The 12,796-nt window shown below is 51.4% G+C and carries 13 protein-coding genes; 7 read left to right on the forward strand and 6 right to left on the reverse strand.

Translation table 11 applies throughout. The features are described from left to right. The gene (gene ppiB, locus OGX75_RS16505; RefSeq protein ID WP_003021875.1) at nucleotides 1-495 is read right to left on the reverse strand and encodes a peptidylprolyl isomerase B; all 495 of its coding nucleotides are present in this window, start codon (nucleotides 493-495) and stop codon (nucleotides 1-3) included. A 173-nt stretch (nucleotides 496-668) separates the two neighbouring features. On the opposite strand from ppiB, the gene cysS reads away from it, so the two are divergent. Beyond that, nucleotides 669-2,054: a cysteine--tRNA ligase gene (cysS, locus tag OGX75_RS16510; protein WP_049011837.1), complete on the forward strand. Its 1,386-nt coding sequence runs from the start codon at nucleotides 669-671 to the stop codon at nucleotides 2,052-2,054. A 98-nt stretch (nucleotides 2,055-2,152) separates the two neighbouring features. Here the strand turns inward: cysS and ybcJ are convergent, their stop codons facing one another. Together ybcJ and folD are read right to left on the reverse strand one after the other, a co-directional pair. Further along, nucleotides 2,153-2,365, reverse strand: coding sequence for a ribosome-associated protein YbcJ (ybcJ, locus tag OGX75_RS16515; RefSeq protein ID WP_047458327.1), 213 nt, complete (start codon nucleotides 2,363-2,365; stop codon nucleotides 2,153-2,155). A gap of 1 nt (nucleotide 2,366) precedes the next feature. Continuing rightward, entirely contained in the window at nucleotides 2,367-3,233 is an 867-nt protein-coding gene (gene folD, locus OGX75_RS16520; RefSeq protein WP_012133456.1) for a bifunctional methylenetetrahydrofolate dehydrogenase/methenyltetrahydrofolate cyclohydrolase FolD, read from the reverse strand. Between the two features lie 576 nt (nucleotides 3,234-3,809). Between folD and fimA the strand changes: the two genes are divergently transcribed. The 6 genes from fimA (at nucleotide 3,810) to sfmF (ending at nucleotide 9,900) form a co-directional block, all read left to right on the forward strand. Continuing rightward, entirely contained in the window at nucleotides 3,810-4,361 is a 552-nt protein-coding gene (gene fimA / locus OGX75_RS16525) for a type 1 fimbrial major subunit FimA (protein ID WP_024130577.1), read from the forward strand. 75 nt (nucleotides 4,362-4,436) lie between these two features. Further along, complete coding sequence (gene fimI / locus OGX75_RS16530) at nucleotides 4,437-4,970, forward strand: type 1 fimbrial protein subunit FimI (RefSeq protein WP_049011846.1); 534 nt, start codon at nucleotides 4,437-4,439, stop codon at nucleotides 4,968-4,970. A 44-nt stretch (nucleotides 4,971-5,014) separates the two neighbouring features. Further along, nucleotides 5,015-5,707 (forward strand): type 1 fimbria chaperone FimC, encoded by a 693-nt coding sequence (gene fimC / locus OGX75_RS16535; RefSeq protein WP_199976715.1) that lies wholly within the window; start codon nucleotides 5,015-5,017, stop codon nucleotides 5,705-5,707. Between the two features lie 31 nt (nucleotides 5,708-5,738). Then, complete coding sequence (locus tag OGX75_RS16540) at nucleotides 5,739-8,351, forward strand: fimbrial biogenesis usher protein (protein ID WP_275055188.1); 2,613 nt, start codon at nucleotides 5,739-5,741, stop codon at nucleotides 8,349-8,351. A 13-nt stretch (nucleotides 8,352-8,364) separates the two neighbouring features. Then, nucleotides 8,365-9,372, forward strand: coding sequence for a type 1 fimbria D-mannose specific adhesin FimH (gene fimH / locus OGX75_RS16545; protein WP_049011840.1), 1,008 nt, complete (start codon nucleotides 8,365-8,367; stop codon nucleotides 9,370-9,372). 15 nt (nucleotides 9,373-9,387) lie between these two features. Then, nucleotides 9,388-9,900 (forward strand): fimbria assembly protein, encoded by a 513-nt coding sequence (sfmF, locus tag OGX75_RS16550; RefSeq protein WP_047458317.1) that lies wholly within the window; start codon nucleotides 9,388-9,390, stop codon nucleotides 9,898-9,900. Between the two features lie 55 nt (nucleotides 9,901-9,955). Here sfmF and fimZ read toward each other — a convergent pair whose 3' ends face one another. The 3 genes from fimZ to OGX75_RS16565 form a co-directional block, all read right to left on the reverse strand. After that, a complete protein-coding gene (fimZ, locus tag OGX75_RS16555; protein WP_012133449.1) occupies nucleotides 9,956-10,588 on the reverse strand; it encodes a fimbria biosynthesis transcriptional regulator FimZ in 633 nt (210 codons plus the stop codon). A gap of 601 nt (nucleotides 10,589-11,189) precedes the next feature. Then, nucleotides 11,190-11,912: a fimbria biosynthesis regulator FimY gene (gene fimY, locus OGX75_RS16560; protein WP_286451441.1), complete on the reverse strand. Its 723-nt coding sequence runs from the start codon at nucleotides 11,910-11,912 to the stop codon at nucleotides 11,190-11,192. Nucleotides 11,913-11,931: 19 nt separating this feature from the next. Continuing rightward, nucleotides 11,932-12,657 (reverse strand): EAL domain-containing protein, encoded by a 726-nt coding sequence (locus OGX75_RS16565; protein WP_275055187.1) that lies wholly within the window; start codon nucleotides 12,655-12,657, stop codon nucleotides 11,932-11,934. Nucleotides 12,658-12,796: the final 139 nt, after the last annotated feature.

A 12,796-nucleotide genomic window follows, 5' to 3' on the forward strand; every position in this document is an offset into this window, starting at 1 on the left:
TTACTCGCTGACGGTCACGTTTTCGATGATAACGTCTTCTTTCGGCACGTCCTGATGCATACCGCTGCGGCCTGTTGATACGCCTTTGATTTTATCAACCACGTCCATGCCTTCCACGACTTCAGCGAATACGCAGTAGCCCCAGCCCTGCATGCTTTCGCCAGAGAAGTTCAGGAAGTCGTTGTCGGCCACGTTGATAAAGAACTGCGCCGTTGCGGAGTGTGGAGCCTGAGTACGCGCCATTGCCAGCGTGCCACGGGTGTTTTTCAGACCGTTGTTGGCTTCGTTTTTGATCGCTTCTTTGGTCGCTTTCTGCTTCATGCCAGGTTCAAAACCGCCGCCCTGAATCATGAAACCGTTAATAACACGGTGGAAAATGGTGTTGTTGTAAAAACCTTCGCGGCAGTAGTCCAGGAAGTTTTTAACTGTTTCAGGCGCTTTGTCATCAAACGTTTTGATTACGATATCGCCGTGATTAGTGTGGAAAGTAACCATTTTTGCATCCTGTTCCGATATAGTGGTGCTTCGACCCCGATAAGGGTCACATATAGGGGGGTGTTATAGCATAACCGCACGCTGCGATCACCTCGCAAAGTGTGCTGCTTCGATTACGAATAATATGTATCATACGGATATTATTACCCACACACGTCTATACGGAATCTTCGATGTTAAAAATCTTTAATACACTGACGCGCCAAAAAGAGGAATTCAAACCTATTCATGCCGGGGAAGTCGGCATGTACGTGTGTGGTATTACCGTTTACGACCTCTGTCATATCGGTCACGGGCGTACGTTTGTCGCCTTCGACGTCGTCGCGCGCTATTTGCGTTTCCTCGGTTATACGCTGAAGTACGTGCGTAACATTACCGATATCGACGACAAGATCATTAAACGGGCGAACGAAAACGGTGAAAGCTTTGTCGCGCTGGTCGATCGTATGATTGCGGAGATGCACAAAGATTTTGATGCGCTGAATATTCTGCGCCCGGATCTGGAGCCGCGTGCAACGCACCATATCGCCGAAATTATTGAGATCACCGAACAGCTGATAGCCAAAGGTCACGCTTATGTGGCGGACAATGGCGACGTGATGTTCGACGTGCCGACCGACCCGAACTACGGTCAGCTGTCGCGCCAGGATCTGGAACAGCTACAGGCGGGCGCCCGCGTTGACGTCGTTGACGTAAAACACAACCCGATGGACTTCGTGCTGTGGAAGATGTCCAAAGAGGGCGAACCGAGCTGGCCGTCGCCGTGGGGTGCGGGTCGTCCAGGCTGGCACATTGAATGTTCCGCCATGAACTGCAAACAGCTGGGCAACCATTTTGATATTCATGGCGGCGGTTCCGACCTGATGTTCCCGCACCATGAGAACGAAATCGCCCAGTCTACCTGCGCGCACGACGGTGAGTATGTGAACTACTGGATGCACTCCGGCATGGTGATGGTGGATCGTGAGAAGATGTCGAAATCACTGGGCAACTTCTTTACCGTGCGTGATGTGCTGAAATACTACGACGCGGAAACCGTTCGCTACTTCCTGATGTCCGGCCACTATCGTAGCCAGCTCAACTACAGCGAAGAGAACCTCAAGCAGGCGCGCTCCGCCCTGGAGCGTCTGTACACCGCGCTGCGCGGAACGGACAAAACCGTTGCGCCTGCGGGCGGCGAAGCGTTTGAAGCGCGTTTTGTGGAGGCGATGAACGACGATTTCAACACCCCGGAAGCCTACTCCGTGCTGTTTGATATGGCGCGTGAGGTGAACCGTCTGAAGAGTGAGGATATGGCTGCCGCGAATGCGATGGCGTCACATCTGCGTAAAATTTCCGGCGTGCTGGGGCTGCTGGAGCAGGAGCCGGAAGCGTTCCTGCAAAGCGGAGCGCAGGCGGATGACGGCGAAGTGGCTGAAATCGAAGCGTTAATTCAACAGCGTCTGGATGCGCGTAAAGCCAAAGACTGGGCGGCGGCGGATGCGGCGCGTGACCGTCTGAATGAGATGGGCATCGTGCTGGAAGATGGTCCGCAAGGGACAACCTGGCGCCGTAAATAACGTCATTGCCGAATGGCGGCTAACGCCTTATCCGGCCTACACTGGCATAACCAGTAGGCCGGATAAGACGCGATAGCGTCGCCATCCGGCACTCTGAATCAGGCGACGACGTTAACGCTTTGCCCTGCGAAGCTGACGGTTTGCCCGGCAACAATTTTGCAGCGTTTGCGGGTTTCAACCGCGCCATCAACCTTCACTAAACCTTCTGCAATGGCAATTTTCGCCTGGGCACCGCTTTCGCTCCAGCCTTCCAGTTTGAGCAGGTCGCACAACTCAACGTGCGGGTGCTTGCCTAAAGAGAATGTTGCCATGTTATTTACCTTGTGGATCGTGATATTCAACGCACGCCTGTAGCGTGTTTTCGATAAGTGTTGCGACCGTCATCGGACCGACGCCGCCCGGCACCGGGGTGATATAGGATGCGCGCGCGGCAGCGTCTTCAAAGACCACATCGCCGACCACTTTACCATTTTCCAGTCGGTTGATTCCGACATCAATCACGATGGCGCCTTCTTTAATCCACTCGCCGGGAATAAATCCGGGTTTGCCGACGGCGACAATCAGCAGATCGGCGTGTTCAACATGGCGACGCAGATCTTTGGTGAAGCGGTGAGTCACGGTCGTTGTGCAGCCTGCCAGCAGCAGTTCCATGCTCATCGGGCGACCGACGATATTCGAGGCGCCGATGACGACGGCATTCAGTCCGAAGGTATCGATGTTGTAACGCTCCAGCAGCGTGACGATGCCGCGCGGCGTACAGGGGCGCAGACGCGGCGCGCGCTGGCACAGACGGCCTACGTTGTAGGGATGGAAACCGTCTACGTCTTTGTCCGGCGCAATGCGTTCCAGCACTTTGACGTTATCGATGCCCGCCGGTAGCGGCAACTGCACCAGAATACCGTCGATAGTGTTGTCGGCGTTAAGCGTATCAATCAGTTCCAGCAGTTCTGCTTCGCTGGTGGTTTCGGGCAGGTCATAGGAGCGGGAGACGAATCCCACCTCTTCACAGGCTTTGCGCTTACTCGCCACATAAATCTGCGAAGCCGGGTTGCTGCCTACCAATACAACGGCCAACCCTGGGGCGCGAAGTCCGGCCGCGACACGCGCCTGAACTTTTTGAGCAACCTCAGAGCGCACCTGCTGCGCAATCGTTTTACCGTCAATAATCTTTGCTGCCATCAGAGAGAGGATTCCGTCTGTTACATTAAGTCGAAGGGGATGTGGCTATTTTGTCAGAAGCGGGGCGCGCTGTCAGTTATCGTTTGCGTCTTTACGTGTGATCGGTGCAGTGACCACTGCGATACGGGCTGCGGCGAGGGGCAAAATCCTGTGGGTGATTAATGAGCAACCTAATCAAAATTAACCTAAAAGAAACAATTCATCACCCTGCTAAAATTAGGGGGAATGCCGCGAAAAACGTGGCGTTAAGTGTGATATTGAACACTTTTATATAAAAAAGGCTTAGACCTGTCCTATATCCCAATAAGAATTTACCTGGGCTAATTAAAGAGATTGAAGGTATTTTTCACTTATTGAAATGTTTAATTTATCCCTGTGACGAATTGTCATATTCGTAAAGATTAATTAGTGAATCTAATGCTCAGGAGAGTTGGGGTAAAAAGGTTAGCTAATTCTCTTTCGATATATATCTTTACAGGATGCAGAGATAATTAGCCTGACATTATTATGTCGATTTTGATTCAAACGGTTCCCGCAGGAAACTGGAGCCGAATGTGCGTAATTCAAGGGAAATCCATGAAACTTAAATTAATGACCTCTTCCGTTATTGCTGGCCTGATGTTTGCTGCTGGTGCGGCTCATGCCGATCCGGTAAGCGTTAGCGGCGGTACGGTTCACTTCGAAGGTGAGCTGGTCAATGCAGCGTGTGCCGTTAGCACGAAATCTGCCGATCAGACCGTGACCCTGGGCCAGTATCGTACCGCCAGCTTTACCGCTGTTGGCGATACCAGCGCACAGATTCCGTTCACCATTGTACTGAATGACTGCGATCCGAGCGTAGCAGCGACCGCTGCCGTTGCGTTCTCTGGTCAGGCTGACGGTACAAACGACAGCCTGCTGGCAGTCGTGTCTGGTGACAATGGCACCACGGCAGGCGGCGTAGGGATCGAAATTCTTGATAACACCTCTTCTCCGCTGAAGCCAGACGGCGCGACCTTCTCTACGGCTCAGGCGCTGGTAGAAGGTAGCAACACGCTGCGTTTCACCGCGCGTTATAAAGCGACTGCTGCGGACACCACGCCGGGTCAGGCTAACGCCGACGCAACCTTCATCATGAAGTACGAATAAACCCACCAGGGATTCAGGGATGTGGCAAGCCTCAATGGATGAGGCGCTATCCGGGGACGATAAGTGATACAGCAGATGATTAGCAAAGGCGTGGCGCTGGTGGGGCTGATTTGCGCGATGCCCGCATTCGCGCATACGGTGATACTGGAGAGCGGTAATCTTCACCTGCGAGGCCAACTGGTAAACGGCGCCTGCGCGGTGAATTCCGAAAGCCAGGATCTCCGTGTACAGATGGGGCAATACCGCACCAATGTCTTTTCTGGCGCCGGGAGTTTCGCCCCGACCAGTATTCCTTTCGCGCTGCGATTAACCGATTGTAGTTCAGAGGTTTATAGCCATGTTGGGATCGCTTTTTCCGGTGTGACTCCCGCAGAAGATCCGCAGGTATTCCTGGCGCGCAGCGACACGGCGGCGACCTCCGGTATTGGTCTGGCATTATTTGATGAAGAACAACGGCAAATCATACCCAATTCCTTGCCGCTTCATTATGCCCCTATTTTAACGCAAGAAATGACATTTCATTTCACGGCTCGCTATCGGGCAATCTCGGAAAATATGACGCCGGGAAGTATTCATTCAGATGTGTGGTTTACGCTGGTTTACCCCTGATTTGTTTTCCGGGCGTTGATAAAACGCAAAAGGTATTTTTTGCCATGCTTAATTATATAAAATCAGGCCTTATTATTTTTATTGCCTTATTGACTTCAATGAGTGCGCAGGCGGCCGGGGGAATTGCATTAGGCGCCACCCGCGTTATTTATCCGGCGGACGCCAAACAGACCTCGCTGGCAATTAGCAACAGCGCATCGAAAGAGCGTTATCTGGTTAATTCATGGATTGAGAACAGCGCCGGCGTCAAAGAAAAATCGTTCGTTGTTACACCGCCGCTGTTTGTCAGCGAACCCAAAAGTGAAAACACGCTGCGTATTATTTATGCCGGACAACCCCTGCCTGCCGATCGGGAGTCTTTGTTCTGGATGAACGTGAAAGCGATACCGTCGGTGGATAAAAACAGCCTTGAAGGCAAAAACGTCCTGCAACTGGCGATCCTGTCGCGCATTAAGCTGTTTGTTCGCCCTGCCAATCTGCCGCAGGTGCAGGAAGACGCGCCAGGAATGCTGCAATTCTCCCGTTCCGGGAACCACCTGAAAATCACCAATCCGTCTGCTTACTATCTCACGCTGGTCAATCTCAAAGTGGGAAGTCAGAAGGTTGATAACGTCATGGTCGCGCCGAAGAACAATACCCAGATTCTGCTTCCGGCAGGCGCGCAGGGAAGTGTGACATTCCAGACGGTAAATGATTACGGTGCGCTGACACCGGCGAAAACGGTTAGCTTGCGCTGATCGGAACGTGTGAAGCCACACTGAGAAAACGATGAAGAAGATAACGTATCTTCCCGGTTCACTGCCGGGGTATACGCCACATCTGACGGGGGTGGCGTTGTCCATATTGGCGGCGCTCTATCCGGCGATAAGTCATGGCGAAAGTTACTTTAACCCGGCTTTTTTGTCGGCAGATGCTGCGTCCGTGGCAGATTTGTCACGTTTTGAGAAAGGCAATCACCAGCCCCCGGGCATCTATCGGGTGGATATCTGGCGCAACGATGAGTTCGTCGCGACCCAGGATATTCGCTTTGAAACCTCGTCGACGAAAACCGGTGAAAAATCAGGCGGATTAATGCCCTGTTTTGATCTGGCGTGGATCAAAAGGCTGGGGGTAAATACCACCGCCTTTCCTGCGCTTGGGCAAAGCCAGGAGGAGACCTGCATCAATTTGCCAGAGGCGATTCCCGGCGCTGAAATCGCTTTTGATTTTTCCTCAATGCGTTTAAATATCAGTCTTCCGCAGGCGTCAATGCTGAACAGCGCGCGCGGGTATATCCCGCCGGAAGAGTGGGATGAAGGGATTCCCGCCGCGCTTATCAACTACAGTTTTACCGGCAGTCGCGGGACGAACAGCGACAGCTATTTTTTAAGCCTGATGAGCGGCCTGAACTATGGCTCGTGGCGGTTGCGTAACAACGGCGCGTGGAGCTATTCCAAAGGCGACGGATACCACTCGCAAAGCTGGAAAAACATCGGCACCTGGGTACAACGCGCCATTATCCCGTTGAAAAGCGAACTGGTGATGGGGGACAGCAACACCGGCAACGACGTGTTTGACAGCGTGGGCTTTCGCGGGGCGCGACTCTACTCTTCCGACAATATGTACCCTGATAGCCTGCAAGGCTATGCGCCGACCGTGCGTGGGATCGCCCGTACCGCCGCAAAACTGACTATCCGCCAGAACGGCTATGTGATCTATCAAAGCTATGTCTCACCGGGCGCTTTCGCGATCACAGACCTCAACCCAACGTCTTCAAGCGGCGACCTGGAAGTGACGGTTGATGAGAAAGACGGCAGTCAGCAGCGCTATACGGTGCCTTACTCCACCGTTCCGCTGTTGCAGCGCGAAGGACGTATGAAGTTCGACCTGGTGGCGGGGGATTTTCGCAGCGGCAATAGCCAGCAATCTTCGCCATTCTTCTTCCAGGGAACGCTGATCGCCGGTCTGCCTGAAGGGTATACTGCTTATGGCGGCACGCAGCTGGCTTCGCGCTACAGCTCGGTGGTGCTGGGGGCCGGACGGAACCTGGGCGACTGGGGCGCGGTTTCGGTAGACGTCACCCACGCCCGCAGCCAACTGGCGGATGACAGCACCCACCAGGGGCAGTCGCTGCGTTTCCTGTACGCCAAGTCGTTGAACAACTACGGCACTAACTTCCAGTTACTGGGCTATCGCTATTCCACGCGCGGATTCTACACGCTTGACGATGTGGCGTACCGCAGTATGGAAGGGTACGAGTATGAATATGACAGCGAAGGTAAGCGTCATAAAGTGCCGGTAGTGCAGAGCTATCACAACCTGAACTACAGCAAAAAAGGCCGATTCCAGGTCAACATTTCACAGAATCTGGGGGATTACGGCTCGCTGTATATCTCCGGCAGTCAGCAAACATACTGGAACACGTCGGATGCCAATACCTGGTATCAACTGGGGTATGCCAGCGGCTGGCAAGGGATCAGCTACTCCCTTTCCTGGTCGTGGAATGAATCCGTAGGGATTTCCGGCACCGATCGCATTCTGGCATTCAACATGTCGGTTCCGTTCAGCGTGCTCACCGGGCGGCGCTACTCGCGCGACAATGCCCTGGATCGCACCTACGCCACCTTTAACGCGAACCGGAACAGCAATGGGCAGAACAGCTGGCAGACCGGCATCGGCGGGACATTGTTAGACGGGCGTAACCTGAGCTACAGCGTGAACCAGGGACACAGCAGCACCAATGGCTACAGCGGCAGCGCCAGCGCGAACTGGCAGGCGGCTTACGGGACGCTCGGCGTGGGGTACAACTACGATCGAGACCAGCATGACTACAACTGGCAGCTGTCTGGCGGTGTGGTCGGTCATGCGGACGGCATCACGCTCAGTCAGCCTTTAGGCGATACCAACGTCCTGATTAAAGCGCCAGGCGCCGAAGGGGTGCATATAGAAAACCAGACCGGGGTGCAAACCGACTGGCGCGGATATGCGGTCATGCCTTACGCCACCGTATATCGCTATAACCGTGTCGCGCTGGATACCAACTCAATGGATAACCACACCGATGTGGAAAATAACGTCAGCAGCGTGGTGCCGACGCAAGGGGCGCTGGTACGCGCTGCCTTTGACACGCGAATCGGCGTGCGCGCAATTGTCACCGCAAAACAGGGCGATCGCCCGGTGCCGTTTGGCTCAATTGTGCGCGAAACCGCCAGCGGCGTCACCAGTATGGCGGGCGATGACGGGCAAATTTATCTGAGCGGACTGCCGCTGAAAGGGGAACTGCTGATTCAGTGGGGAGAGGGAGCGAACGCCCGCTGCGTGGCGCATTATTCCCTGCCTGAAGAGAGCCTGAAGCAGGCGGTGACGCTGCTTAATGCGACCTGTAAACGTCCGTCGTCATGAAAGGTAAGAAAAGATGAAAATGAAATCAGGGTTGTTGCCGGGCGCCATCGCATTATTGCTGGCGAATCCGGCATGGGCGACGGTTTGCCATAACTCGAACGGTACGCCGACCGATGTGTTTTACGATCTGTCGAATGTTTTTACCAGCAGCAATAATCAGGTAGGACAGGTGGTGACGCTGCCGGAGAAATCGGGCTGGGTTGGCGTACAGGCGACGTGTCCTGCTGGTACGAATGTGGATTATACCTTTCGAAGCTATGTGACCGAACTTCCCGTGCAAAGTACGGAAGGGGGATTCCAGTATCTCAAGCTCAATGACTATCTGCTGGGGGCGATGAGCATCACCGACAGCTATGCCGGATTATTTTATCCGCCCCGTAATTATATTCGCATGGGGACGCACCCCAATGTACCGAAACAAAAGCCCTTCGGCGTGATGGACTCTAAGCTGATCTTTAAACTCAAAGTGATACGGCCTTTTATCAACATGGTGCCGATTCCCCGCCAGACCATGTTCTCGGTGTATGTCACCACCAGCACCGGCGATGCCCTGAGCACGCCGGTTTATACCATCAGCTACAGCGGTAAAGTCGAGGTTCCGCAAAGCTGTGAAGTGAATGCCGGGCAGGTTGTGGAATTTGATTTTGGCGATATCGGCGCCGCGCTGTTCAGCAAAGCCGGGGCGGGAAATCGCCCGGAAGGGGTGACGCCGCAGACAAAAACGGTCGCCATAAAATGTACGAACGTCGCGGCGCAGGCCTATTTGTCGATGCGTCTGGAGGCGGAGAAAATCTCCGGGCAGGCGATGGTCTCTGATAATCCCGACCTAGGCTTTATCGTTTCCGACAGCGGCGGCGTGCCGCTGACGCCTAACAATCTGGCCAGCAAAATTCCATTCCGTCTGGATGACAGCGCCGCCGCCAGCGTGGGGATCCGCGCATGGCCGGTAAGCATCACGGGGAGTAAACCGACGGAAGGGCCTTTTACCGCTCGTGGGTATCTGCGTGTGGATTACGACTAAGGGGAGCGCACAGCCATGAGACTTTTGCTGGCTATTTTTTGCAGCGTGTTGCTGAGCCCGCTTTGCCGGGCTGACACCGCTCTGGGCGAGATTAATATTGAACTGCGCGGTAATGTTGTGGACTTCACCTGCACCGCAGTGACCGGTGACAGTAACAAAACGGTCGAGCTGGGCACCTGGCCCACGAAGCAGTTGAAAACCAGCGGCGATACTACCCAGCCCGTGCCTTTCAGCATCAAACTTGAGGGCTGCCCGCCGGGCGCGGCGTCGATGACCTTTTCAGGAACGCCAGCGGCGGGGACGTCGCTGCTGGCGCTGGATGATGCGGTCATGGCGCAAAAAGTGGCCATTGAGATCCGCGACAGCGATCGCAGCAGATTACCGCTTGAGCAAGCCAGCCAGGCGGTAAGCGTTGATGAAAACGGTAATGCTACGCTGACGTTTTATGCGAATTACATTGCGTTGGCCGATGGCGTTCAGCCAGGAGTCGCAAAGGCGGATGCGACTTTTATGATCAATTACAACTGAAGCCCGATCCCAATAACGTACTCCCGAACGATCTCTCGTCGGGAGTCAGCCACGATCACAGCAAGTCGTGTACCTTCGCGTAATCAATAAGCTCAACAATGGTATGCAGGCCGAGTTTCGAAAAGATGTTCGCTTTATGCGCGCTGATGGTTTTGTTACTCAGCAAGAGTTGCTCTGCGATTTCTTTATTCGATAAACCGTTGGCGAGATAGCGCAGTACCGTAACCTCCCTGTTTGAGAGCGGCATATCATTGTGCTCACCTTTTCGTGAACTGGTATTACTGATAAAATTTAGCGTCTCTGAAGGAAAAAAAGAATATCCTGATAAGATCATTTTCACTGCGTTATAAATATCATTGAGATCCTTTCTTTTACTGACAAATCCGTTTGCGCCTGCCCGGATAGCTCTCCCGGCATAAAAAGATTCAGATTTAGACGACAAGAAAAGAATTTTGGTATTTTCTTGTATTGATTTGATTCGTTTAAGCAGTGTAAATCCATCTGTACCCGGCAGCTCTATATCCAGGATGACCAGATCCACAGGATATGTGCGCAGATAATCTACCGCGGTACGATTGTCATCGGTTTTCAGGACAACCTGGATATTACTATTCTTTTCGAGAAGCACTTCTATCGACATTCTGACAATAGGGTGTTCGTCCATAATGATAACGGATGCAGGTTTCATTGTTGTATGCCTCAGACTGTTTGCGCGTCTTCCGTTTGCGGATAAGCGTCAGACACTATTAATTATCAAATAGCCAGAATATACCTCACGAACCTGGGAAGTGGTGAAGGTAATACCATCCTTGTTAACTGACTATTTTGCGTAAGAGCAATAAGCGTGGGGAATATCCATTTCGCACCAACAAAAAAGAAAATTCTGATTAACTAAGAATAGGGAGATTATACCTGGTCTATTTTTTCGGAAAAGGCTTACGGTACACAAATCGGTGCTGGCTGTTAGGATGTTCTGCATGTTTTAGACTGTTTAATAGCGTTTGGTTTTATTCTCTGTTGAATCAATGTTCTGTGGCTAAAAGTATTTTTTTTAAATATAAAAACAACACAAAAAACCAATTGTTTAGTTTCTGTTATGTGATTTTTGGGCGAATTTTCAACGATGAGGCCGTGAGAGCCCGTCAATTGAAGGATTATAGAGAAAGAGGGATTTTCCTATGATACCAGGAATAGTTGTAAATATTAATTTTATGTAAAAAATTTACATTTAGTCAGGCGTTAAAATAAGTAATTTCTTAAAAAATCTTATAGCTTAAGAGGTTAGCGTGTTAAATTAAGTGAAGAGAAGTGACGCTAAGGCGGTGTATCAGATACAGCAAACTGTGTCGATGCGGCAGATCCAACTGAGTAATAAGTTGATTGAGTCGATAGATCACCCGGTGATAAGGCGTATTGAGTAAAAGCGCGATTTCCTTTAAAGACATACCCTGGGATAACGCGGAAATGATCTTCCAGTCAGTATGGCTAAAGGTGCCATCAGTATTTTGAACGGAGGGGGGAGATAATAAGGCGTTACGTAATGATGAGAGATTCTGGCGACGTTGCAGAATATAAAACTTACCGGCTTTTTGCATAAAACGCGTCAGACTAACATCCTTATCCGGCACCAGTAAGTAAACCTGGATATCGCTTCGCTCTCGGATAAGCAGGCGTAATCGCTCAAGCGTTTCGTAGCAGGAGACTGCCAGTCCAGCCATATCAACAATCAATTGTCTGATGCCCGTCTCTTCCAGCCTGCGTGAGGGTGATTCCAGAGAGTTGAACACCGCCGTGCGTTTTCCAGAAAATAAATAGCGATTCAGTGTATATCCGAGATAGTTATCCGTCGTGATAATAACCTGAGAGATTGTATTGTCCGGTAGGGCATAATTGAGACGTTGGGTCAGATATTCCAGACGATCAAATACCTGTGGTTCAAGGTGATGGTAGTGGTGAGTGCAATCAGTATTTCTTAAACGGCGATGTCTTTCTTTGCGAAGTGCGCTGCGCATCCTTTCCCTTTCCGTTTTTCTACTCTTTGTTTTGCAAAAGCGCGGGCCATAAGTATCCCTGGCCTAATTGGGCGCCAGAATGAAAAGCAATTTCTTTTTGCGCATGATTTTCAATACCTTCAATGAGTATGACATCTGCAATGTTATACCCCATAAAAATCACCTGGCGCAGTTTCTGAGGATGCAGAATTAGATCCCAGAACGCATTTTTATCCAGTTTCAGACCACTAAAACGCCAGCGGGCGGCAGCCACTTCTTTGATCAAATTTTCATCGACATCATCCAGCCAGACGGGAATTCCGATAGACTCAACCTGTTTTATTTTTTCATAGAGTTGGGAACGCTGGCGGCTATTAAGTGAAAAAAGCGTTTCTGGGTCCTGGATTTCAAGGATCAGATTGGACGGGCAGGGGGTTACTCCTGAATTAAAAAAATCCAGGTGTAAAAATACCTTCAGCGGTAAATTAAGAAAATAATGTACGCCTTTGGGATAATGCGTAATAGTGGCGACTTGCTGATAAAAATACGCCACTATTTTTTCTGGCGGAAGGTGGTGAAAAAAATGCTCAGTATTGACATGAAAAGGAACCTGAGTCAGAACTTCATAGCCAAAGGTGCGTGCAGAAGATAAATGGACTATCGGCTCAAGCTTTAAAGGATATTCCCAACAAAAAGGACGTTCCTTTTGAGTGCGCAATGTTGCAGAGTCAAGAATATTTCCCTGTAATACCGGGCGAGTTGCCACAAAAACACTCCTGTAGGCATAAAGAATGCCGCCGAATATTTTCGGTTCCTGACGGTTGTGCAATCAGGAAATATGATAAGTGTCATTGTGGCAGTATGCGAAAAATCGCTGTAGATGACGTTACTTAATCATCTGTGAG

The sequence above is a fragment of the Citrobacter sp. CK199 genome, from assembly GCF_030333285.1.
In the GTDB taxonomy this organism is placed as follows: Bacteria; Pseudomonadota; Gammaproteobacteria; order Enterobacterales; family Enterobacteriaceae; genus Citrobacter_B; species Citrobacter_B koseri.